Source organism: Ochrobactrum sp. A-1, from assembly GCF_022488005.1.
In the GTDB taxonomy this organism is placed as follows: domain Bacteria; phylum Pseudomonadota; class Alphaproteobacteria; order Rhizobiales; family Rhizobiaceae; genus Brucella.
The window spans coordinates 40,606-63,317 of sequence record NZ_JAKVQC010000004.1 but is presented as its reverse complement, the minus strand read 5'-3'; the positions used below and the strand labels follow the sequence as shown (position 1 = coordinate 63,317).

The window sequence follows — 22,712 nt, the reverse complement described above, 5'->3', positions numbered from 1 at the left end:
TCAGATTGCCTCCGTATTCCATTCCGCCTGCACCGTAGCATCCTCTTCCGATGAGGCCAGACGTTTCTGCATTTCAGCCACACGGTCAGGATTGGCCAACTGCTTCAAGGCCCATATAGCCGCGCCGCGCACGACAGGCGCTTCGTCTTCCAGCAATCGTTCGACATCTGGCAGAAGAGCCGCTTCACCGGAATTACCGGTAGCGATCAGCACATTACGAATAAAGCGGTCGCGCCCGATACGCTTCACCGGGGAGCCGGAAAACAAAGTGCGGAACGCGGGGTCATCCAGTATCAGCAGATCGGCCAGACGCGGCGCTTTCAGGTCCTCGCGGGCTTTCAGCTTCATTTCGCTGGTCGCTTGCGCAAACTTGTTCCAAGGACAGACGGAAAGGCAGTCGTCGCAGCCATAGATGCGGTTGCCCATGACTTTCCGGAATTCGTGCGGGATCGGTCCCTTGTTCTCGATCGTGAGATAGGAAATGCAGCGCCTTGCGTCGATGCGATAGGGCGAGGGGAAGGCCTTGGTCGGGCAGGCGTCGAGACAGGCGCGGCAGGAGCCGCAATGGTCGCGTTCAGGCTCGTCGGGCGGAATTTCCGCCGTTGTGAAGATGGAGCCGAGGAACAGCCAGGAGCCGAGCTCGCGGCTCACCAGATTGGTGTGCTTGCCCTGCCAGCCAAGACCGGCGGCCTCAGCCAGCGGCTTTTCCATGACGGGCGCTGTATCGACGAAGACTTTGACGTCCTGCCCGGCACGCGCGGCGAAACGGCTCGCCACATGCTTCAGCTTACCCTTGATGATGTCATGATAGTCGCGGTTCTGCGCATAGACCGAGATGGCCGCGCAATCTCGTTTTTCCAGAATGGCAAGCGGATTGGCATCCGGCCCGTAATTCATCGCAAGCATCACGATGGAACGGACTTCCGGCCACAGCACGCTTGGATCGCTACGGCGCGCCTCGGTTTCCTCCATCCATTCCATATCGGCATGGTGGCCATCGGCAATATATTGGCGCAACCGTTCGGGCGCTTGCGGAATTGCATCCGGCGTGGTGAAGGCGACGGCATCGAAACCGACCGCCTTCGCCTCTTCGATCAGGAAGCGCTTCAGCTTGTCTGTCTTCGAATTAGAAGTCGAGGTCGCCATAATGGGCCACCGGGGCAAGCCCGCGCACGCGGTCAGAAAGCAATGGGCGGAAAGCCGGGCGCGATTTCATGCGTGCATACCAGTCACGCGCCGCTTTGGTTTCGCCCCATTCGATTTCGCCCAGATAGTCTAGCACGGAAATGCATGCTGCCGCAGCCATGTCGGCATAGCTTGGATGCGCGCCGCCAAGCCAGTCGCGCGTCGCGGCCAGCCAGTCGATATATTTCATGTGCTGGCGGATATTGGTGCGGGCGGCACGGATAGCGGTCGAATCCGGTGCACTACCGCCCATTTCGGCAGCCATTTGCAGCTTGAACACACGTTCGCGGGCGATGTGGCGCGTCACTTCATTTTCAAATTTCAGCAGGAACCAGTCAACGAGGCGGCGCACTTCGGCGCGCTCCATCGGGCTTTCCGGCAGAAGTCGGCGGCTGCGTTTCAAGGCGCCGCGCGTTTCGTCCAGATATTCGGCAATCACCGTCGCGCCGACGACCGGAAGGTCGTTTTCAGCTAGAAGAACAGGCAGGGTGCCCGCCGGATTCAATGCCAGAAATTCTTTGCGACGCGACCACGGTCGTTCCTCGATCAATTCCGCTTCAACGCCATATTCGCCAAGGATGAGCCGCACATAGCGCGAACCCGAAGACATGGGATGATGAAAAAGCGTAAGCATGATCGACGCGATACTCTCGACTGAAGCTTGAATTGAACGTCCGGAGATAGCACGGCGGCTGGCGTTTGCGCATGCAGCAGGCTATTCCTGCTACCGAGCGATTCGACGCCGCCTCAACGGAATATAAAGTCTATAAGGGCTATGTCTGCGTGAGACAAGCAATCGCTGCAAGTGCCCGTTTTAGACGCCATAACCGCTAATGCGAGCCGGTTCAGATACCATCATCGTGTCCACTATTCTAAGGTGCTGACTTCATGGATGTTTTTAATCTGCTGGAAGCCGCGTTTCTCGGTCTTGTTGAAGGCTTGACCGAATTTATCCCGGTTTCCTCCACCGGGCATTTGCTGCTGATTGGTCATTTTCTTGGCTTTGAATCCACAGGAAAGACCTTTGAGGTGCTGATCCAGCTGGGTGCCATTCTGGCCATTCTGACTGTTTATTCAGCAAAACTTTTGAAAATCCTGACTGATTTTCCTCGCGATGCCCGCACGCGTCGCTTTGTCTTCGGCATTCTGGTCGCCTTCCTGCCCGCTGCCTTTATCGGTGCGCTGGCGCACGGCTTTATCAAGAGCGTGCTGTTTGAAACGCCGATGCTGGTCTGCATCATGCTGATCATCGGCGGTTTCATCCTGCTCTGGGTGGATCAGCTCAATCTGCGTCCGCGCTATCATGACGTCATGGATTATCCGCTGCCCATGTGCCTTGCGATCGGCTTCATCCAGTGCCTGGCCATGATACCCGGTGTATCGCGTTCCGGCTCCACAATTGTCGGCTCGCTGCTGCTCGGTGCCGACAAACGCTCGGCTGCGGAGTTCTCGTTCTTTCTCGCCATGCCGACCATGGCGGGCGCATTTGCTTATGACCTCTACAAGAGCCGCAATATCCTGTCGTTCAACGACGGCGCGCTGATTGGCGTCGGCTTCGTGATGGCCTTCATCTCGGGCGTTTTCGTTGTGCGCTATCTGCTCGATTACGTGTCCCGCCACGGCTTCAAGCTGTTCGGTTGGTGGCGTCTGATCGTCGGATCAGTGGGGTTGGCAGCACTCCTCGTATGGGGGTGAACGTCGTCAAATTTCGACAAAGCTTGGCGCATAAAAGCCAGGCAAAAGAAAAGGGGCCTTTCGGCCCCTTGTTCATTTCCGTTGAATGGAATGTCTCATGCGAAGCCGGTCTTGGTGTATTGGCCAGCCACGCGGTAGCGCCAGAGATAGGATGGCAGCACGGCGTCAACACCTTCAGGCGTGATGCCCATGCCTTCCAGCGTGCGGCCTTCCTTGATGGCCTTTTCGGAAACGACATTGTCGAATTTCAACAGCGTCACCTGATCATTGGTGAGCATCGGGTTCGGCAGCAGGCCGAGGATCGATGCCTGGAGGCGAGCAACCCACCACGGCATGGAGACGATCATGCGCTTGCGCCCGATGACCTTGAGCATGTCCTTCATCCAGTTTTTGAACGGCTGCACATCCGGGCCACCGAGTTCGTAGACGCCGCCCGGCATCAGCTTGCCATCAACGGCGCGGGCGACGGCTTCCGCCACGTCACCGACATAGACCGGCTGGAGCTTCGTTTCGCCGCCGCCGATAGCTGGCAGGAACGGCGAGAAGCGCGCCATGTTGGCGAAGCGGTTGAAGAAGCGGTCTTCCGGGCCAAAAATGATCGAGGGGCGCAGGATGACGCTTTCCGGCAGAACGGAAAGAACGGCGTTTTCGCCTTCGCCCTTGGTGCGTGCATAATCCGATGGCGAATTGACGTCGGCGGCCAACGAGGACACATGCGTCATGCGAATTCCTGCGGCCTTGGCGGCTTCGGCGATGTTCTTCGCGCCCAGCACCTGAACAGTGTTGAAACGCTGACGTCCGCTTTCGGCAAGAATGCCGACGAGGTTCACGACATGGTCGGAGCCCTTGACGATGTGCTCGACGGAGCCACGATGGCGCACATTGGCCTGCACCATCTGAATCTGGCCGACATTGCCGAGCGGAGCCATGTAATAGGCAACTTCCGGCTTGCGAACGGCAACGCGCACACGGTAGCCTCGCTTGGTGAGAGCCGCCACGACCGCGCGCCCGACAAAGCCGGAGCCGCCGAAAACGGTGACGAGTTTCGGCCTGTTGTGGACTTCGTTCGGTTCGGTCTTCATCCTAAACTCCTGCATGAAAGCACGCTATTCGAGCGGTGATTTATCGCCTTTTTGCCACAAGGCAAAGGGGACTTGTTGTCACGATTGCGAAAGCTGCCGGTTTTCCCGCCTTTTGGCGCGAATACTCCTTTGAAATTTGGCGGCTTGCTGTTAAATCGCGCGCATGAGCACACCACTTGACCATATTCGCAATTTTTCGATCGTCGCCCATATCGACCACGGCAAATCGACGCTGGCCGACCGCCTCATTCAGTTGACCGGCGGGCTGGACACGCGCGAGATGAAGGATCAGGTTCTCGACTCGATGGATATCGAGCGCGAGCGCGGCATCACCATCAAGGCGCAGACAGTCCGTCTTTCCTACAAGGCGAAGAACGGCGAAGATTATGTGCTGAACCTGATCGACACGCCCGGACACGTCGACTTCGCCTATGAAGTCTCGCGCTCGCTGGCTGCGTGCGAAGGTTCGCTTCTGGTGGTGGACGCCTCCCAGGGCGTGGAAGCGCAGACGCTGGCCAATGTCTATCAGGCCATCGACAACAATCATGAAATCGTGGTCGTGTTGAACAAGATCGACCTGCCTGCTGCCGAGCCTGAACGCGTCAAGCAGCAGATCGAGGAAGTGATCGGCATCGATGCCGCGCAGGCCGTGCATATTTCGGCCAAGACCGGCATTGGCATCGAGGATGTGCTCGAAGCCATCGTCACCCAGTTGCCCGCGCCGAAGGAAGGCGACCGCAATGCGCCGCTCAAGGCCATGCTGGTCGATAGCTGGTATGATTCCTATCTTGGCGTTATCGTTCTGGTGCGCATCATCGATGGCGTCCTGAAAAAGGGCCAGACCATCCGCATGATGGGCACGGGCGCGAAATATCCGGTGGAACGCACCGGCGTGTTCACGCCGAAGATGGTTCAGGTGGACGAACTCGGCCCCGGCGAGCTTGGCTTCATCACGGCCTCGATCAAGGAAGTGGCCGACACCCGCGTCGGCGATACGATTACCGAAGATCGCCGCCCGACCGAAAAGATGCTGCCTGGCTTCAAGCCCGCGCAGCCGGTCGTGTTCTGCGGCCTGTTCCCGGTCGATGCAGCGGATTTTGAAGATCTGCGCGCCGCGATGGGCAAGCTGCGCCTCAACGATGCGTCGTTCTCGTTCGAAATGGAAACCTCTGCCGCACTCGGCTTCGGCTTCCGTTGTGGTTTCCTCGGCCTTCTGCATCTGGAAATCATTCAGGAACGTCTCGAGCGCGAGTTCAATCTCGACCTTATCACGACCGCGCCTTCGGTCGTCTATCGCCTGAACATGCAGGACGGAACGCAGAAAGAGCTTCACAACCCGGCCGATATGCCGGATGTGGTGAAGATCAATGCGATTGAAGAGCCTTGGATCAAGGCAACCATTATGACGCCGGATGACTATCTCGGTGCGATCATGAAGCTTTGCCAGGAGCGCCGCGGCATCCAGATCGATCTGACCTATGTTGGCCCACGCGCCATGATCACCTATGATCTGCCGCTCAACGAAGTGGTGTTCGATTTCTATGACCGCCTGAAGTCGATCTCGAAGGGCTATGCCTCGTTTGACTACAACCTTTCGGATTACCGCGAGGGCGATCTGGTCAAGATGTCGATCCTTGTCAACGAAGAGCCGGTCGATGCATTGTCGATGCTTGTCCACCGTTCGGCGGCTGAAAAGCGCGGCCGTGCGCTGTGCGAAAAGCTGAAAGAGCTGATCCCGCAGCACATGTTCAAGATCCCGATCCAGGCGGCAATCGGCGGCCGCATCGTGGCGCGCGAGACGATCTCGGCATTGCGCAAGGACGTGACGGCCAAGTGCTATGGCGGCGACGTGACGCGCAAGCGCAAACTTCTGGAAAAGCAGAAGGAAGGCAAGAAGCGCATGCGCCAGTTCGGCAAGGTCGAAATCCCGCAGGAGGCCTTTATTCAGGCGCTCAAGATGGGTGATGATTGATTCTTTCCCTTCGACAAACAGGGCGTGTTTGCCGAATGTTGTTTTAGATTGGGCGCTTTTAGCGCCCTTTCTTTTTGAACTTTGACGAATGCCGCTCTCGTCCTCATCCTGAGGAGCCTCCTGAACTTGTGAAGGAGGCGTCTCGAAGGACGAGGCGACAGCGCTCCCCCTCAGCCCTTCGAGACGGTTCCCTTCGCCATGCTCAGGGCACCTCCTCAGGATGAGGGGGGGCGAGTTTACATCCGATCTCATCCCCGCTTTGACAGTTCGGGTAGGCCCTCATAATCTAGTGCAATTAATGCTTCTTTCTTTGCACGAGACCAACCTTTGATCTGTCGTTCGCGCGCAATGGCATCAACGATCCGGTCATAGGTTTCGGTGAAGACAAGCTCGACCGGCCGACGCTTCTTCGTATAGCCCTCGTAGATGCCCTCGTTGTGTTCCCACAGCCGGGCTTCGATGTTCTGCTTGGTGAGACCGGTGTAATATGAACCGTCCGCGCAACGCAGGATATATATCGTGACTTCCATGACTCGCCCCCGCTTGTCGTTGGAAGATAGATGTTGATGCAAGTTTACCTGTCTAACAAGACGCGGCAATCGACTTTAAGATTGCGCGTGTTCAGAAGGTTGAAATCAATGCCCGTATCTCCCCGCATTTCCATCACCTACTGCACCCAATGCAACTGGCTACTGCGCGCTGCGTGGATGGCGCAGGAACTGTTGCAGACTTTCGGGCAGGACTTAGGCGAAGTGGCGTTGCGTACGGGCACCGGCGGGGTCTTTGAAATCCGCGTTCATATGCCGGACGGCAGCGAGGAACTCATCTGGGAACGCAAGCGCGACGGCGGTTTTCCGGAAGCCAAGGTGTTGAAGCAGCGCGTGCGCGATCTGGTCTGGCCGGAACGCGATCTGGGTCATTCGGACCGGATGTCAAAACCTGAATAAGACAAAGCCCGCAAGTTGCGGGCTTCTTTGTTTTGGCAGCTTTTAGTCCTCATCCACCACGCGCAGGCGCATTTGGGTGGGGGCGCTTTCCGCCTGTCGTGATTGCGGGCGGGATGCTTCCTCGGCAGGCGCGGGGCCGAATTCCAGCGCCTCGATCTTCGCGCCGCGCTTGGTGACCTTGCTGGAAGATACGAGAATATCGTCAATATCCTTGTTGGCCTGCACGAAGTGGGTCTGCAGCTTGCGCACGCGCTCATCGAGGCGGCCGACATCTTCCATCAGCCGGATCACTTCACCCTGAATCACATGCGCCTGCTCGCGCATGCGGGCATCTTTCAGGATCGCCTGAATAACCTGAATGGACAGCATCAGCAGCGAGGGTGAGACGATGACCACCCGTGCCCGGTGCGCACGCTGGATCAGGGCCTCGAAATGCTCGTGAATATCGGCGAAGATCGACTCCGACGGCACGAACAGAAAAGCTGTATCCTGCGTTTCGCCGGGGATCAGATATTTGTCGGAGACATCCTTGATGTGCACTTCCATGTCGCGGCGGAACTGGGCGACTGCTGCCTTGCGCGCCTCCGGCTGTTCCGTTTCGCGAATGGAATTCCAGGCTTCGAGCGGGAATTTCGCGTCGATTACCAAAGAGGGCGCATTGTTCGGCATCCGTACAAGGCAATCCGGACGGGTGCTGTTGGAAAGCGTTGCCTGAAACTCGTAGGCGCCCTGCGGCAGACCGTCGGCGATGATCGCTTCCATGCGCGACTGGCCGAAAGCGCCACGCGTCTGCTTGTTGGCGAGGATCGCCTGCAACTGCACCACCTGTCCGGCGAGCGACTGGATATTGTTCTGCGCCGTGTCGATGACGGCGAGACGCTCCTGCAATTTGGCGAGGTTTTCATGCGTCGAACGGGTCTGTTCGGTCATGGTCTGGCCGATGCGATGCGTCATGCCGTCGAGTCGCTCGCGGATCGACTGGTTGAGCTCCGCCTGCCGCGAACCGAACACTTCCGCCATGGTCTGCATCCGGCCCTGCATCTCGGCTTGCGCTTTGAGGATTTCCGCCATGCGATATTCGGCATCGCGGGCACGGTCTTCGGCCTGCGCTTCCGCGACTGCGCGAAGCCGGGCAGAGCGTGTTGCCGCCATCAGAAAAAGGGCAAGACACAGGACCAGCACGACGATGCCCGCCAGCAGGATATTCCCGAGCGTGAACGACGTGGCGCCGAGCTGCAGAAGCGGCTCATTCAAGAGATTCTGGTTTTCCATGAAGGCAGCTTAGTTGATTCGTGTCGCCTTGATGAGATCAAAACGGGAACATTTTGCAAAGTGTAATTGACGATTCCCGCGTGAGCCATTACGTGAAAGCGCATGTCAGTAAAACCGCTTGTCATCCTTCCCGATCCCGTCCTGCGCCAGGTTTCCAAGCCTGTGGAGCGCTTTGACGACCAGCTGCGCAAATTCGCCGGCGACATGTTCGACACCATGTATGATGCGCCGGGCATTGGTCTTGCCGCCATTCAGGTGGGCGAGCCGATCCGTATGCTCGTCATCGATCTTGCCAAGGAAGGTGAACCGAAAGCGCCGCATGTCTTCATCAATCCCGAGATCATCGGTGTGACGGATGAAGCCAGCACCTATGAGGAAGGCTGCCTTTCGATCCCGGATTATTATGCCGAGGTCGAACGGCCAGCCGCTATCAAGGTCAATTACTTCGATGCTGACGGCAAGCCGCATTCGATGGAAGCCGACGGGCTGATGGCCACCTGCCTGCAGCATGAGATCGACCATCTGAACGGTGTGCTCTTCATCGATCATATTTCCAAGTTGAAGCGCGATATGGTCATCAAGAAGTTCAAGAAGCTCGCCAGCCAGCGCGCGCCGGGGAAAGTGCTTTAATGCGTGTCGTTTTCATGGGGACGCCGGAATTTTCCGTGCCGATCCTCACCGCCATTATCGGTCACGGTTATGAGGTTGTTGCCGTCTATACGCAGCCGCCGCGCCCGGCTGGCCGTCGCGGGCTGGAGCTGACCAAGTCGCCAGTGCATGAAAAAGCCGAGCAGTTTGGCATTCCGGTGTTCACGCCGAAAAGCCTCAAGGGTGCGGAAGAGCAGGAAGTCTTTGCAAGTCTTGAAGCCGATGTCGCCATCGTCGTGGCCTATGGGCTTTTGCTGCCCAAGGCCATTCTCGATGCGCCACGGCTCGGCTGCTATAATGGTCATGCCTCGCTTTTGCCGCGCTGGCGCGGGGCCGCGCCCATCCAGCGCGCCATCATGGCGGGCGATGCGGAAACCGGCATGATGATCATGAAAATGGATGCCGGGCTTGATACCGGTCCTGTTGCCATGGCGGAAAAGGTTGCGATCACGCCTGACATGACTGCGGGCGAACTGCATGATCGTCTGAGTATGATCGGCGCCGACCTGATGATCCGTGCGCTGGGTGCGCTGGAGCGTGAAAGCCTCGCCTTGCAGCCGCAGGCGGAAGAAGGCGTCACCTATGCCGCCAAGATCGACAAGGCTGAGGCGCGTATCGACTGGTCGAAGTCGGCGCAAGAGGTACACAACACCATTCGCGGACTGTCGCCCTTTCCAGGTGCCTGGTGCGAAATGGAAATCAACGGCGCTGTCGAGCGCGTGAAGCTTCAGCGCTCAACGCTGGGTGAGGGCAAGGGTGAGCCGGGTACGGTGCTGGATGATCGCCTGACGGTTGCCTGCGGCGAAGGTGCCCTGAGGCTCGTCACGCTGCAGCGCTCCGGCGCCAAGCCATTGCCTGCGCAGGAGTTTCTGCGTGGTGCACAGGTCACGAAGGTTCTGTAGGCGGTGCCGCGCTACAAGCTCACTGTCGAATATGACGGCACGCCCTATGTCGGCTGGCAGCGGCAGGAAAACGGCCATGCGGTGCAGAATGCCATTGAACTGGCATTCAAGAAATTCTGCGGCGAAGACCTGACGTTAAGCGCTGCGGGCCGCACCGATGCGGGCGTTCATGCAACAGCACAAGTTGTCCATGTCGATCTCACCAAGGATTGGGATGCAGGCAAGGTGCGCGATGCGGTCAATGCGCATCTGGTCATGGCGGATGAGCGCATCAGTATCCTGAATGTCGAGAAGACGACGGACACGTTCGACGCGCGTTTTTCCGCACGTGCACGGCATTATCTCTACCGCATCCATAATCGTCGTGCGCCTCTGGCGATTGATTATCAGCGCGCATGGTGGGTGCAGAAGCGACTTGATGCTGAAGCGATGCACGAAGCAGCAAAGCGGCTTCTGGGAGAGCACGACTTCACCACGTTCCGCGCCACGCAATGCCAGGCCAAGAGCCCAATCAAGACGCTCGACCGGCTCGATGTCATCCGCAACGGCGATTACGTGGAAATGCGCGTTTCGGCGCGGTCCTTCCTGCACAATCAGGTCAGGTCCTTCGCAGGCAGCCTGATGGAAGTGGGTGTTGGCCGCTGGACGGCGGATGATCTGCAAGCGGCTTTGGAAGCCAGAGATCGCAAGGCCTGCGGGCAGGTTGCCCCGCCCTATGGGCTTTATCTGATTGGTGTGGACTACGCCTTTCCGTACTGATACCCGAAGCGCGCTCTAGGGAATCAAGAGCAAACTTCCGGATGATTTTCCCGTTTCCAGCGCACGATGGGCCTGTACTGCCTCGCTCAGCGGATAGGTTGCCCCAATCGTTCCAGTCAGTCCCTTTTCCATGATGTCGAAAAGCTTGGAAGCGGAGTTTCGGTAGTTATCCAGATCGTTGATGTAAGCGATCACGCTTGGCCGGACGAAAGAAAGATCTGCTTGATTGCCGAGTGCATCAATGACGGTCTGGGAGATTTTTCCACCGGCCTGACCAATGCTCGCCAGAGTTCCAAACGGGCGCACGCATTGTGCCGTTTTGGCCAGGGTTTCACCGCCGATCCCGTCATAGGCGACGTGAACGCCCTGTTCGTCCGTGAGACGCCGGGTGGCTGTGACGAAATCGCAATCGCGTCCAACGAGCACATGATCGGCACCATTTTTGCGCGCCATTTCGGCCTTGTCTTCCGAGCTGACGGTTCCGATCACTGTTGCTCCAAGAGCCTTGCCCCAGCGGGTCAGCAAAGTGCCCAGTCCGCCTGCGGCTGCATGCACCAGCATGATTGTATCCGGGCCAACGGGAAATGTATTGGTCAGGAGCATGTGGGTCGTAAGACCGCGCAGCATGGTCGCTGCCGCCGACTGCGACGAAATTGTGCCGGGCAGTAGCAGTGCTCTTTGGGGCGGTAGAAGCCGGGTTGAGGCATATGCCCCCACTGGCAAGCCTGCATAAGCCACTCTGTCACCCGGTTTGAGGTCGGTTACATTTGATCCGACTGCTTCCACAACGCCTGCACCTTCGACACCGAGCACAGCCGGAAAGGACGGCAGCGGATAGAGGCCGGTCCGATGGTATATGTCGACAAAGTTGACGCCGATTGCCTCGTGGCGAATGCGTATCTCGCCTGCACCGGGGCTTCGGGGTGTGTGTTGGACTGTCTGAAGCAGCCCTGCTTCACCGGTCGCGTTCAGAATGATCTCGTAGTCCATCAGTCAGCCTCCGTTGCAATCCGGGGCAGTATCGGGGATAGAGAAACGGGAAAAAATTGCTGTTTTGATCGCAGCATATGGGAAAAATTTCACAATGGTGAATTGGGAAAGCGTACGTTACTTTGTGGCTTTGGCCGATACCGGTACTCTGTCAGGTGCGGCGCGATTGCTGAATGTAGAACATGCGACGATTGCGCGACGTGTGGCTGCCTTGGAAACCGAAACCAGTTTGAAACTGGTTGATCGCCGGGGGCGGCGTTTTCTGCTGACGGAAGACGGCGAGCGGATCGCTGCAATTGCCCGAAAGATGCAAGACGAAGCGCAAGCTATCAGCCGTTTCGGCGCAGTCCGGGATACTGGCATAAGCGCCACTGTTACACTCACAGCGCCGCCCTCCTACGCGGTTGCGAGACTAGCCAGGCCGCTTGCTGCGGTATCGGCGCAATATCCGGGTATCCATATGTGTGTGATGGGGGAGGCCCGCTTCAGTTCGCTGAATCGTCGGGAAGCGGATATAGCTATTCGCCTGACACGTCCGACAACCGGTGACCTCACCATTCGCAGGCTTGGCGAGGAAGCTTTTCGCCCCTATGCGAGCCGACAGTATCTGGCGCAAACTGCGCCTGATAAATGGCAGTTCATCGCCTATGATGAAAGTCTGGAGGACGCTCCGCAGCAGGCTTACTTACTTGCCTTGGCTGGTGCCCGACCGATTGCCTTGCGGGCCAATACATTGGAGATGCAGCTCGCTCTTGTAAGCGAGAATGCAGGCATTGCCATGTTGCCTGATTTCATGGCTGAGACGCAGGAGCATCTGATGCCAGCACTACCAGACCATGCTCCCCTTCTGCGTGAGGTGTGGATGGTCGTTCATTCCGACATGAAGACGGTTCCGGCTCTCCGTGCGGTCATGACCGAGATCGCTGGCACCCTCGGTCATCCCATGCCGATATAACACTTTTCGTTTTAATAGGCGTGCGGATCGAAGCCGATCCCGAGCAAATTCTGCAGCAGGACAGTCAGGAAGAGCGAACCGAAAACGGTGCAGGCAAAGAATGGTGCCGTATAGGCATGCGGACGTTGCAGCGCAACGAATGTCAGCCGGTAGCCCAGCACGATGGATATGCCGAACATGATGATGGCGAACAATGTTGCGACATCGAGTTGTCCGGGAAAGAACAATTGCAGCAACGTGATCGGTGCGAAGATCCATGAAATCAGGGCGCTGCCCCAGTTGGTCGCAATCACGAAAGCCGCATAACGCTTGGCGATGCCGATCCGCTTGGCGAGAAGGCCAATGATGACAAGCGGAATGATCCAGGCTGCTATTTCCACGACTGCGGCACGCGTGACGATGGCGAAGCGCAAGCCTGCTTCGTCACGGCCAGCCGTGAGGTCCGCCGCATAGGACACCCAGTTCGCGAACATGGGGGGCAGCGCAATCGCTATCGCAAAGAAGGACGTCCAGAACCCCTCGGCGGAAATGTCGAGATAGCCCAGTCCTTCCTTGCGCCCGAGCATCATTTTCCAGACGCCCCAGAAATATCTGAAAATATCGTCCAGGCTTGGCATGAGATTCCCAATTTTTCGCGTAATCCGGGCGAAAAGTTATGCAACTTTCCGGATTATGCTCTACCCAAAGAAATCGGCGATGAAGCGTTCATAAATCTGTGTCAGGCCTTCGAGGTCGGCAAGAGCCACGCGTTCGTCAACCATATGCATGGTCTGCCCGACAAGGCCGAATTCGACCACTGGACAGTAATCCTTGATGAAACGGGCATCGGATGTGCCGCCCGATGTCGATAGTTCCGGACGCCTGCCGGTTACCGCCTCGACCGAATCCGTCAGCGTGCCGATCAGTTTCTCGTCGCGGGTCAGGAACACATGGCTCGGATGCTCGCGCCAGGTGAGTTCATAGTTGATCGGCGTTTCGCGACCGGGACGCAGGCGATTGTCTCGGGCGGCCTTTTCGAGACGCGCGATGATTTCAGCCTGCAAGGTCTCTGCCGTCCAGGTGTCGTTGAAGCGGATGTTGAACGAGGCCGTCGCCTTGTTTGCAATGACATTGGTGGCTTTGTTGCCGACGTCGATGCTCGTCACTTCCAGATTGCTGGCCTGGAAATTGTCCGTGCCCTCGTCGAAAGCCGGGTAGAGCAGGCTGTCGACGAGGGTGGTGATGCCACGCACCGGGTTTTCGGCAAGATGCGGATAGGCGGCGTGTCCCTGCACGCCATGAACGGTGATCGTGCCGGACAGCGAGCCGCGGCGTCCGATTTTGATCGCATCACCGAGTGCGTTCGGGTTGCTCGGCTCTCCGACGATGGACGCATCCCAGCTTTCGCCACGCTGTTTCGCCCAGTCGAGAAGCTTGACCGTGCCATTGATGGCCGGGCCTTCCTCGTCGCCGGTGATGAGGAGGGAAACGCTGCCCTTGATGCTACCGTGCTTTTCGATATGACGGGCAACTGCGGCCACGAAACAGGCAACGCCGCCCTTCATGTCCACCGCACCGCGACCGTACATCACGCCGTCCTCGATGGCGGCGGAGAAGGGCGGATGTTTCCAGTCATCTTCATTGCCGGGTGGTACGACATCGGTATGTCCCGCGAACATCAGATGCGGGCCATTGCCCGACTTGCGCGCATAGAGATTTTCAATATCCGGCGTGCCTTCATCGCGGAAGATGGGCCGCTCCACCGAAAAACCCATCGGCTTCAACATCGCTTCCAGCGCCGTCAGCGCGCCACCTTCAGCAGGTGTTACGGATGCGCAGCGAATGAGGGCAGCAAGGTTATCGGCGGGATTGACGGCTAAGCTCATGAGATCAGGACTTTTTGAAAAGGGAATCGTCTGACGGCGAGATTATCGCGCATCTCAAAAAGTGCGAAGCGGTTTTCGGAACAAGATGCGCGTGAAACAAGCGGATAGAAACGGCAATCCGGCGGTTGCGCGCGAGGGGGTACCGTTTCGCCTTTCACTTGTTTTTCTCAGTCGGTTTCAATTTGGGAACGAAATTTCCTTGACCGAGCCCCCCTTGTCATCGTTAGTTAAAAATAAGTTGATAACGAGACCCGCAAAGGGCCGGTCGACGGGGACTCTTTTTAAATGGGAAATTGCGCATGCGTTTTATCACTTCTGCGATAGCAGGCATGATGGTGCTCTTCGGGGCGACAACGATACCGGCCAAGGCCGCGCAATGGAGTGAAGCTGGCGGGCTTACAAGCATTCCTTACGGACACAAGGATTACTGTGATCGCAACAAGCGCGATTGCGGCGCGCATCGCGTGTTGCCGCCGATGAACATGACCCCGCAGCGCATGAAGTTGCTGCAATCGGTCAGCAGTTCCGTCAATCATCGCGTCAAGCCGGTTTCCGATCAGGATAATTATGGCAAGCGCGATTACTGGACTATTCCAGTCAACGGCAAGGGCGATTGCGAAGACTATGTGCTGATGAAACGCGCCCAACTGATGGCGCGGGGCATCAGCCCGTCGCAACTTCTCATCACTCTGGTACAGGGCAGCGAGCCGCATATCATATTGACCGTGCGTACCGATCACGGTGACTTTATTCTCGACAATCTGCGCGATGAAGTGTTGCCGGTCGAGAAGACCTCCTATCGCTATATCAAGATGCAGTCGCCTGGAAATTCCGGGCAATGGGTTTCCATCGCCGGGCGTTCGGTCGCTGTTGCAAACAACTGATCGGGTGGTGGCGTTCAGTTGAATGCCGGTTCATTCGATCCATCAAGCCTTACCAAGCCGCATTTCGATGCGGCTTTTTTGTTTAGTAAGGGCTGAATTGACTGGCTAAACGATGTCAGAGACAAATCAGGGTGTCATTTCGACGAAGCCCGCTTCGTTTCTTCAACGTCGATTTTGCGGAAAATGGCCTCATTGTTCACTGTGATTGGACAATATATTTGGACAGACTGTTCGCGCTTTTTGAACAAATGTAGTGCTGTAACAGTCGTGTGATTGCTGGTATATCAATTAACTCATCGTTATTGTTAATTTTTATAAATTATCATTATCGTTCTTCCAAAAAAATCCTGCACGAATGTGTGATCAACAAAACAATTTCGTGACTGGAACTTTTACCCATTGTCACCCATTTCAGCTGCATCGGAACGACGAACAAACGCCGCTCCACTTTCCAAGGAGATAGGAAAATGAAGAAGATTGTTCTTGCTGCCGCTGCTCTTGCTCTTACCGCCGGTGCCGCTTTTGCAGAAAACCCGCATGTCGGCGAACCTGCCGATCTTTATGCAAATGACCGTACCCCGGTTGCGACCCAGAGCCAGAAGCTCGACTACACGGCTCCTGCTTCGATCAACAAGGCAACGGTTTATCAGGATGGTTCGGCTCACCGCTTCGGTGATGCATCGCCTTCCTCTTACCAGAACTAAAAGTCCGTTCGGACTTTTGGCCTCTCCGGTTCGTCTGGACCGGGCATGAATGAAATACCCGCATTGCATGTATTCCCGATGGTGTCGGGGCATTTCCTCCCAGATGTGCCTGACACCTTAGGGCGGGCCACGAAGGCTCAGTTAACCGAATGTCCCCTTTGCGCTCAGGACACGATCTTGAGTCCCAGCCACGAAAAGCTGATGCCGGGGACGCTATGGAGAAAAGGAATAAAGAAATGAAGAAGTTCGCTCTCGCCGCTCTTGCTGTCGCTCTTAGCGCCGGTGCTGCCTATGCTGAAAACCCGTTTGTTGGTCAGCCGCCTGCAATGGCTGCTCAGGACAAGGCTTTCGTTCTTCCTGGCGAAACCCCGGTCGCTTCGACCCGCAGCAACATCGATTATACGGCTCCGGCTGCCATTCATCAGTCGGCCCCCGTCTATCAGGACGGTTCGGCTCATCGCTTCGGCGACGCTTCCCCGTCCAGCTACCAGAACTAATTGGTTCTAATGGCTGAGCCGTCGGTCGCCCCGCATCGCCACGTGCGTTACTCCCCTCACGCATGAGACGCGCGGGGCAACCGAAGGACTGCTAAGGAATCTCCCCGGAGGATGGCATCAATGTCTCCCCGGACTGCCCGGATCAGAGGCATTGTGCCATCCGAAGGGGCGACCAGTTATAAAAAAGGCGACGCCAACAGCGTCGCCTTTTGTTTTATGCGCGCTTGCTTTGTATTCAGTCGCGCAGCAGTTCGTTGATCGACGTCTTGGAGCGGGTCTTTTCATCGACGCGCTTGACGATGACGGCGCAATAGAGGCTTGGGCCCCAGTTTTCGCCGGGAACGTTCTTGCCCGGCATGGTGCCGGCAACGACAACCGAATAGGGCGGCACTTCGCCATAGAAGACTTCGCCGGTTGCGCGATCCACGATCTTGGTCGACTTGCCGATGAAAACGCCCATGCCGAGGACCGAGCCTTCGCGCACGATGCAGCCTTCAACGACTTCCGAGCGGGCGCCGATGAAACAATTGTCCTCGATGATAGTTGGACCGGCCTGCATCGGCTCCAGAACGCCGCCAATGCCGACGCCGCCCGAAAGATGAACGTTCTTGCCGATCTGCGCGCAGGAGCCGACGGTCGCCCAGGTGTCTACCATGGTGCCTTCATCGACATAGGCGCCGAGATTGACGAAGGACGGCATCAGGATCGCGTTGGGCGCGATATAGGCCGAGTGGCGCACGACGCAGTTTGGCACGGCGCGGAAACCAGCCTTTTCGAATTCATTGGCCGTCCAGCCGTCGAATTTCGACGGCACCTTGTCCCACCAGGATGACTGGCCGGGACCGCCCTTGATGACTTCCATCGGATTGAGGCGGAAGGAGAGCAGGACCGCTTTCTTCAGCCATTGGTTGACATGCCAGTTGCCGTCCGCCTGTTTTTCTGCGACACGGGCTTCACCGCGGTCGAGAAGAATGAGCGATTGTTCGACGGCTTCGCGCACTTCGCCGCGCGTTGCCGTGTTGATACCGTCGCGCTCGTCAAAAGCCTTGTCGATTGTCTTCTCAAGGGAGGCGAGGTCTGGCTTGGTCATAGGGTGCGATCTCCATGAAGGGGCGACAGATGGCAGGCGCGGACAAGTCCGGCCCGTTGCTGGGAAATTGATTAAGCGAAGGCGTCATGAGGGTCAATGTCGTTCGTGATCCGATTGCAGTGCCACGTTTGAGACAGATTAAGCATTTAGCGCCAGAATGGATGCTGTTATGCGTTGAATGGCGATAATGAAAGAGCAGGTGAGAGCATGAACCCGATGGAGAAGTCCGGCTGGACGCCATTTCCGAATTCAGAGGAAGCGGTCAAGCAGGCGCGCACCGTACCGCAGACGCCACAGACCGAAGCCTCTGCCTATCGCCTTGCTTTCACGGACGATGATTTCCTGACGCGGCGCGACCTGCGGCCGATCCGGCTGCAGCTTGAGCTCCTGAAACCTGAAATGATTCTGGCCGATCGGGGCATCAAGTCCACTGTCGTCATGTTTGGCGGTGCGCGCATTCCTGAGCCCGGCGGCGAGGCATGGGCAGCCAAGAACGAGGTTCAGAAGAAGAACCTTGAAGCCAATGCGCATTATTACGAGGAAGCGCGCAAATTCGCGCGGCTATGCTCGGAATATTCGGCGACGACCTACTATCGCGAATTCATCGTGGTGACGGGCGGTGGTCCCGGCGTCATGGAAGCGGGCAATCGCGGAGCCGCCGATGTCGGTGCGCCGACGATCGGGCTCAACATTGTGCTGCCGCATGAACAGGCGCCCAACGCCTATGTCACGCCGGACCTTTGCTTCAACTTCCATTATTTTGCGATCCGCAAGATGCACTTCCTGATGCGCGCCAAGGCGATCTGCGTGTTCCCTGGCGGCTTTGGAACGATGGACGAGCTTTTCGAGGCGATGACGCTGATCCAGACCAACCGTATGGAGCGCGTGCCGCTGATCCTGTTCGGCAAGGAATTCTGGACCAAGGCGATCAATATCGAGTTTCTGGCCGAGCAGGGCACGATTTCGCCCGCCGACATCGAGCTCCTCAACTTTGTCGAAACTGCCGACGAAGCCTGGGAACAGATCAAGGATTTTTATAAGCTCTGATCGCCCCGGATTTTCTGTTCGATGCGCCCGGCCAAATGGTCGGGCGTTTCTTTTTGCGGCTTTTCTTCTGCTTGATAAGGCCGAGGGCGGTGAACGAGCGTCACCAGCACGACCGAGATAATCATCAGGAGATACCACGAGCCGAGCTTGCTCATTGATACCAGCTCCCAGCCGTTGCGCTGGTTCGGATAAAGCCAGGCCCTGGACCATGTGCCGATGTTCTCGGCAATCCAGATGAAGAGCGAGGTCAGCAGGAAGGCGACCAGCAGCGGCATTTTGTGCCGGAAGCGGAAGACGCGGTAATGCATGCTGGTGCGCCAGAAAAGGGCGAAGGTCGCGGCGAACAGCAGCCAGCGCATATCCCAGATGAAGTGGTGCGCGAAAAAGTTGATATAGATTGCGGCGGCCAGAATGACGGTCATCCAGAGCGGCGGATAATGGTTCAGCCTTATGTCGAAGATGCGATTGATGCGCGCCATGTAGGAGCCGACGGCTGCATACATGAAGCCGGAAAACAGAGGAACGCCACCGATGCGAAAGAAATTCTCCTCCGGGTAGACCCATGAACCGGCATGGGTCTTGAACACTTCCATCGCTGTGCCGACAATATGGAAGATGAGGATGACCTTGGCTTCCTCCCATGCCTCCAGCTTGAAAAGCAGCATGGCAAGCTGGATGGCAAGCGCGGACAGGAACAGAAAATCGTAGCGCGTGATGAATCCTGCACCGCCATCCGGCCAGAACCAGCGGGTCAACATGATGAGCGCCAGCATGGCGCCTCCGAAAAGGCAGGCCCATGCCTGTTTCAGCCCGAAGACCAGAAACTCGATCAGCGCATCGCTGATCCGGTGACGGGGCAGATTGTCGAGAAGGCGGTGGGCGGCCTTGTCGATGCGTTTTTCAAGGCCGGTGAATTGCCTATCGGTCTGCAATTATGGTTTCCAGAAACTGGGTCAGGTTATCGGTCACATAGTCCACCTGATCGGTGAATTCGGGATCGCTTTCCCATATTTCGGAAAATGTAGGCTCAAAATTGTTCGGCACGACCAACACGGTTTTCATGCCGAGTGTTTTGGGAACGACCAGATTGCGCGCCAGATCCTCGAACATGACTGCCTTACCCGCATCGATGCCAAAAGCGCCGAGGAAGCGGTCATAGGTGGCCCGTTCCGGCTTCGGTGTCAGGCCTGCCGCTACAATGTCGAAAATATCGTCGAAATCATCGAGGATTCCAAGCTGGCTGGCGGCACGTTCGGCATGACTGCGATCACCATTGGTGAAGATGAAGCGACGGCCCGGCAGCGCCTTGATTGCCTGTCCGAGCGCCGGATCGGGCGTCAGCCACGTATAGTCGATATCATGGACTTGTCTCAGAAAGTCGTCCGGATCGATCTGATGGCACTCCATCAGGCCTTTCAGCGTGGTGCCATATTCCAGATAGAACTGCTTCTGAATCTTGCGCGCTTCGTCGCGCGGCAGCTTCAGCAAAGTCTCGACATAGATCGTCATCTTCACGTCGATCTGCGAGAACAGATTGGCGGCGTGCGGGTAAAGCGTGTTGTCGAGGTCGAACACCCAGTCGGTGACATGGGCGAAAGCAGCTCTGTCCGGAATATCGGTCATGGTCTATCCCTTATAGCATGACAAGCGCATCTTGCCCGAAAACCGTTTCACACTTTTCGGGATGCGCTTTACGGCACGATAAACGTGCTTCTTCTTATTACGGCACGATAAGCGTGCCGGCACCATGCTCGGTGAAAAGCTCCAGCAGTACGGAATGCGGGGTCTTGCCGTTGAGGATGACGACGCCTTCGACGCCGCGGCGGATTGCTTCGATGCAGGTTTCCACCTTGGGGATCATGCCACCGGAAATCGTGCCGTCCTTGATGAGCGCCTGCGCATCGGCAACGGACAGTTCCTTGATGAGATTCTTGTCCTTGTCCAGCACGCCCGGTACGTCGGTCAGGAACAGGAGGCGCGTTGCGGCGAGCGCACCGGCAATCGCGCCTGCAAATGTGTCTGCGTTGATATTATATGTGTGGCCGTCGCGGCCCGGTGCCACTGGCGCAATGACCGGAATCATCTCGGAACGTGCCAGCAAATCGAGCAGGGTGCGATCCACTTCCGCCGGCTCACCGACGAAGCCGAGGTCCAGCACTTTCTCGATATTGGAATCGGGATCGATGACGGTCTTGTGCGCCTTCTGCGCAAAGACCATGTTGCCATCCTTGCCGCAAAGCCCGATTGCCCACTCCCCTTCGGCATTGATGAGGGCGACGATTTCCTTGTTGATGGAACCGGCCAGAACCATTTCCACCACTTCGACGGTCTTTTCGTCGGTGACGCGCAAGCCGCCTTCGAAGCGGGATTCGATGCCGAGCTTCGTCAGCATGGCCTGAATCTGCGGGCCGCCGCCATGAACGACAATCGGATTGATGCCCGATTGCTTCAAAAGCGCGATGTCACGCGCGAAGGCCTTGCCCAGTTCCGGATTGCCCATGGCGTGACCGCCATATTTCACGACGACATGCTTGTTCTCGTAGCGCTGCATATAGGGCAGGGCGGCGGACAGGAGTTGCGCTTGCATTTCGGGATTTTCAAGTGTCGTCATCGCGGGCTCCATGGCAGGCGACAGGGCAAAAAGAGGCAGGTTCTTCTAGACCGGATTTATCGCAATTGGAATCCGCAGATGCTTATTTTTCGCTTGTCCGTTCGCGATTATTTGAATTTGCAGCCCGAAACATGCCCAACAAAAAGCTGGTCTGCGGCCTATGCGGGTTTTTGAACCGGAATGATTTTCAGAGATCGCATCATGCGCAAAATGTTCCTCACCGTTCTTGCTACCGTACTTGGCGCAACTGCGTCCTATGCTGCACCGGCACCAACGACCGAAACGATCATCCTCATCCGCCATGGAGAAAAGCCCGAAGGTGGCATGGGACAGCTTAGTTGTCGTGGGCTTAATCGCTCTTTGAAATTGCCCGCCGTCCTCGCACGGGATTTCGGCAAGCCCGATGCCATTTTCGCGCCTGATCCCGCGAAGGAGAAGACGGATAGCGGCATTTCCTATGCCTATAACCGCCCGTTGGCGACGGTGGAGCCGACTGCCATCCGTTTTGGAATGCCGGTCGATACGCGCTTCGGTTATGACGAGATCGGCAAGCTGCAGGCGGCACTTGAGCAGCCGCAATACGGCAATGCGACGATACTGGTCGGCTGGGAGCACAAGCAGCTTTTCAAGCTGGCCAGAAATCTGCTCATGGACAATGGCGGAGATAAAGCTGCGGTGCCGAAATGGCGCGGCGATGATTTCGACAGCATCTATGTGCTGCATATCCGGCGCGGTGACGGGCATGTGAGTGCCCGTTTCGAACGATTGAACGAAGGTTTGGACGGGCAACCGGAAAGCTGCCCGAGCTGATTATCAGTGTTCCTTGATAAGCAATGCAATTGCTGCACGCAGCTCGTCGAAACCTTCGCCTTTTTCCGACGATGTCGCGATGATACCGGGGAAGCATGCGGCGCGCTTGTAAGTAAGCTTGTGCGTTTCTTCTATAAGGCGCGGTACGCCTGCGGGCTTGATCTTGTCGATCTTGGTCAGCACGATCTGATAGGACACAGCCGCCTTGTCGAGAAGGTCGAGCACTTCCGCGTCGTTCTTCTTGATGCCGTGGCGGGAATCGATCAGCACATAGACGCGTTTCAGCGTGGTGCGCCCGCGTAAGTAATCGAACACAAGGCGCGTCCAGGCATCGACCTGCGCTTTCGGCGCTTCGGCGAAACCATAGCCGGGCATGTCCACGAGGGCCAGCGGCGGCAGGTCGCCGTTTTCGCCGGAATAGCCGTCCGGCACGAAATAGTTCAGTTCCTGCGTGCGGCCCGGTGTGTTGGACGTACGTGCAAGACCCTTCTTGTTGACGAGCGCATTGATGAGCGAAGACTTGCCGACATTGGAGCGGCCTGCAAAGGCGATCTCCACGGGTCCTTCGGGCGGCAGGAAATTCATCGACGGCACGCCGCGGATGAATATCCATGATTTCTTGAAGAGCAGGCGCCCTTCCTCGGCGAGTGCCGCCTGGGCTTCCCGGACTGCATCCGCCGCTGCCTGAGCGGCCCTGATTGCCGCCTGCTTCTTATCCTGCTCGCTCAATGGTTCTGTCCCGGTCGGTGTGTTCTCTTGCGTACACGCATCAATGTTATGGGCCGCATTGTCAACAT

General features: G+C 57.2%; 25 protein-coding genes. 12 read left to right on the top strand and 13 right to left on the bottom strand.

What is annotated here, in order from left to right; genetic code table 11:
- Positions 1 to 1,146 carry a tRNA epoxyqueuosine(34) reductase QueG gene (queG, locus tag MKS82_RS09720; RefSeq protein WP_109988675.1) on the bottom strand — a complete coding sequence of 382 codons (1,146 nt, stop codon included), beginning with the start codon at positions 1,144 to 1,146 and terminating at the stop codon, positions 1 to 3.
- Entirely contained in the window at positions 1,127 to 1,819 is a 693-nt protein-coding gene (locus MKS82_RS09715) for a glutathione S-transferase family protein (protein ID WP_010659404.1), read from the bottom strand. Before MKS82_RS09715 ends, queG begins: the two co-directional genes overlap by 20 nt.
- A gap of 254 nt (positions 1,820 to 2,073) precedes the next feature.
- Between MKS82_RS09715 and MKS82_RS09710 the strand changes: the two genes are divergently transcribed.
- Entirely contained in the window at positions 2,074 to 2,880 is an 807-nt protein-coding gene (locus MKS82_RS09710; RefSeq protein WP_109988676.1) for an undecaprenyl-diphosphate phosphatase, read from the top strand.
- 95 nt (positions 2,881 to 2,975) lie between these two features.
- On the opposite strand, the gene MKS82_RS09705 is transcribed toward MKS82_RS09710, so the two are convergent.
- On the bottom strand, positions 2,976 to 3,962 hold the full coding sequence (locus MKS82_RS09705; protein ID WP_109988677.1) for a complex I NDUFA9 subunit family protein: 987 nt from the start codon (positions 3,960 to 3,962) through the stop codon (positions 2,976 to 2,978).
- 163 nt (positions 3,963 to 4,125) lie between these two features.
- Between MKS82_RS09705 and lepA the strand changes: the two genes are divergently transcribed.
- A complete protein-coding gene (lepA, locus tag MKS82_RS09700; protein ID WP_109988678.1) occupies positions 4,126 to 5,934 on the top strand; it encodes a translation elongation factor 4 in 1,809 nt (602 codons plus the stop codon).
- Positions 5,935 to 6,182: 248 nt separating this feature from the next.
- On the opposite strand, the gene MKS82_RS09695 is transcribed toward lepA, so the two are convergent.
- Positions 6,183 to 6,464, bottom strand: coding sequence for a GIY-YIG nuclease family protein (locus tag MKS82_RS09695; RefSeq protein WP_109988679.1), 282 nt, complete (start codon positions 6,462 to 6,464; stop codon positions 6,183 to 6,185).
- A 108-nt stretch (positions 6,465 to 6,572) separates the two neighbouring features.
- Here MKS82_RS09695 and MKS82_RS09690 point away from each other — a divergent pair, with 108 nt between their 5' ends.
- Positions 6,573 to 6,881, top strand: coding sequence for a SelT/SelW/SelH family protein (locus tag MKS82_RS09690; protein WP_109988680.1), 309 nt, complete (start codon positions 6,573 to 6,575; stop codon positions 6,879 to 6,881).
- A 42-nt stretch (positions 6,882 to 6,923) separates the two neighbouring features.
- On the opposite strand, the gene MKS82_RS09685 is transcribed toward MKS82_RS09690, so the two are convergent.
- Positions 6,924 to 8,153: a DNA recombination protein RmuC gene (locus MKS82_RS09685; RefSeq protein WP_109988681.1), complete on the bottom strand. Its 1,230-nt coding sequence runs from the start codon at positions 8,151 to 8,153 to the stop codon at positions 6,924 to 6,926.
- Positions 8,154 to 8,255: 102 nt separating this feature from the next.
- Here MKS82_RS09685 and def point away from each other — a divergent pair, with 102 nt between their 5' ends.
- From def to truA, 3 genes are read left to right on the top strand one after another with little or no spacing between them, the layout of a single operon-like run.
- On the top strand, positions 8,256 to 8,783 hold the full coding sequence (gene def, locus MKS82_RS09680) for a peptide deformylase (RefSeq protein WP_061345593.1): 528 nt from the start codon (positions 8,256 to 8,258) through the stop codon (positions 8,781 to 8,783).
- A complete protein-coding gene (gene fmt / locus MKS82_RS09675) occupies positions 8,783 to 9,703 on the top strand; it encodes a methionyl-tRNA formyltransferase (RefSeq protein WP_240578670.1) in 921 nt (306 codons plus the stop codon). The genes def and fmt overlap by 1 nt, the downstream gene beginning before the upstream one ends.
- A gap of 3 nt (positions 9,704 to 9,706) precedes the next feature.
- A complete protein-coding gene (gene truA / locus MKS82_RS09670; RefSeq protein WP_109988683.1) occupies positions 9,707 to 10,462 on the top strand; it encodes a tRNA pseudouridine(38-40) synthase TruA in 756 nt (251 codons plus the stop codon).
- Positions 10,463 to 10,477: 15 nt separating this feature from the next.
- Here the strand turns inward: truA and MKS82_RS09665 are convergent, their stop codons facing one another.
- A complete protein-coding gene (locus tag MKS82_RS09665) occupies positions 10,478 to 11,452 on the bottom strand; it encodes a quinone oxidoreductase family protein (RefSeq protein ID WP_109988684.1) in 975 nt (324 codons plus the stop codon).
- 94 nt (positions 11,453 to 11,546) lie between these two features.
- Here MKS82_RS09665 and MKS82_RS09660 point away from each other — a divergent pair, with 94 nt between their 5' ends.
- Entirely contained in the window at positions 11,547 to 12,407 is an 861-nt protein-coding gene (locus tag MKS82_RS09660) for a LysR family transcriptional regulator (protein ID WP_109988685.1), read from the top strand.
- Between the two features lie 11 nt (positions 12,408 to 12,418).
- On the opposite strand, the gene MKS82_RS09655 is transcribed toward MKS82_RS09660, so the two are convergent.
- Together MKS82_RS09655 and dapE are read right to left on the bottom strand one after the other, a co-directional pair.
- On the bottom strand, positions 12,419 to 13,024 hold the full coding sequence (locus MKS82_RS09655) for a hypothetical protein (protein WP_109988686.1): 606 nt from the start codon (positions 13,022 to 13,024) through the stop codon (positions 12,419 to 12,421).
- A gap of 60 nt (positions 13,025 to 13,084) precedes the next feature.
- Positions 13,085 to 14,272 (bottom strand): succinyl-diaminopimelate desuccinylase, encoded by a 1,188-nt coding sequence (dapE, locus tag MKS82_RS09650; RefSeq protein ID WP_109988687.1) that lies wholly within the window; start codon positions 14,270 to 14,272, stop codon positions 13,085 to 13,087.
- A gap of 332 nt (positions 14,273 to 14,604) precedes the next feature.
- Here dapE and MKS82_RS09645 point away from each other — a divergent pair, with 332 nt between their 5' ends.
- The 3 genes from MKS82_RS09645 to MKS82_RS09635 all read left to right on the top strand — a co-directional run bounded on the left by MKS82_RS09645 (position 14,605) and on the right by MKS82_RS09635 (position 16,357).
- Positions 14,605 to 15,156: a transglutaminase-like cysteine peptidase gene (locus MKS82_RS09645; protein ID WP_109988717.1), complete on the top strand. Its 552-nt coding sequence runs from the start codon at positions 14,605 to 14,607 to the stop codon at positions 15,154 to 15,156.
- Positions 15,157 to 15,623: 467 nt separating this feature from the next.
- Positions 15,624 to 15,860, top strand: a complete 237-nt coding sequence (locus MKS82_RS09640; RefSeq protein WP_010659420.1) for a hypothetical protein — start codon at positions 15,624 to 15,626, stop codon at positions 15,858 to 15,860.
- Between the two features lie 236 nt (positions 15,861 to 16,096).
- Complete coding sequence (locus tag MKS82_RS09635; RefSeq protein WP_109988688.1) at positions 16,097 to 16,357, top strand: hypothetical protein; 261 nt, start codon at positions 16,097 to 16,099, stop codon at positions 16,355 to 16,357.
- 235 nt (positions 16,358 to 16,592) lie between these two features.
- On the opposite strand, the gene dapD is transcribed toward MKS82_RS09635, so the two are convergent.
- Positions 16,593 to 17,447: a 2,3,4,5-tetrahydropyridine-2,6-dicarboxylate N-succinyltransferase gene (gene dapD, locus MKS82_RS09630; protein ID WP_109988689.1), complete on the bottom strand. Its 855-nt coding sequence runs from the start codon at positions 17,445 to 17,447 to the stop codon at positions 16,593 to 16,595.
- 207 nt (positions 17,448 to 17,654) lie between these two features.
- Here dapD and MKS82_RS09625 point away from each other — a divergent pair, with 207 nt between their 5' ends.
- Positions 17,655 to 18,494 (top strand): LOG family protein, encoded by an 840-nt coding sequence (locus tag MKS82_RS09625; protein ID WP_109988690.1) that lies wholly within the window; start codon positions 17,655 to 17,657, stop codon positions 18,492 to 18,494.
- Here MKS82_RS09625 and MKS82_RS09620 read toward each other — a convergent pair.
- The 3 genes from MKS82_RS09620 to argB all read right to left on the bottom strand — a co-directional run bounded on the left by MKS82_RS09620 (position 18,482) and on the right by argB (position 21,105).
- Positions 18,482 to 19,426, bottom strand: coding sequence for a DUF817 domain-containing protein (locus MKS82_RS09620; RefSeq protein WP_109988691.1), 945 nt, complete (start codon positions 19,424 to 19,426; stop codon positions 18,482 to 18,484). The two genes, MKS82_RS09625 and MKS82_RS09620, sit on opposite strands and share 13 nt — an antisense overlap.
- On the bottom strand, positions 19,413 to 20,117 hold the full coding sequence (locus MKS82_RS09615; protein WP_109988692.1) for a pyrimidine 5'-nucleotidase: 705 nt from the start codon (positions 20,115 to 20,117) through the stop codon (positions 19,413 to 19,415). Before MKS82_RS09615 ends, MKS82_RS09620 begins: the two co-directional genes overlap by 14 nt.
- Before the next feature lie 97 nt (positions 20,118 to 20,214).
- Entirely contained in the window at positions 20,215 to 21,105 is an 891-nt protein-coding gene (gene argB / locus MKS82_RS09610) for an acetylglutamate kinase (protein ID WP_010659426.1), read from the bottom strand.
- 201 nt (positions 21,106 to 21,306) lie between these two features.
- On the opposite strand from argB, the gene MKS82_RS09605 reads away from it, so the two are divergent.
- A complete protein-coding gene (locus MKS82_RS09605; RefSeq protein ID WP_240578669.1) occupies positions 21,307 to 21,915 on the top strand; it encodes a hypothetical protein in 609 nt (202 codons plus the stop codon).
- Positions 21,916 to 21,918: 3 nt separating this feature from the next.
- On the opposite strand, the gene yihA is transcribed toward MKS82_RS09605, so the two are convergent.
- The gene (gene yihA / locus MKS82_RS09600) at positions 21,919 to 22,689 is read right to left on the bottom strand and encodes a ribosome biogenesis GTP-binding protein YihA/YsxC (protein WP_445558081.1); all 771 of its coding nucleotides are present in this window, start codon (positions 22,687 to 22,689) and stop codon (positions 21,919 to 21,921) included.
- Positions 22,690 to 22,712: the final 23 nt, after the last annotated feature.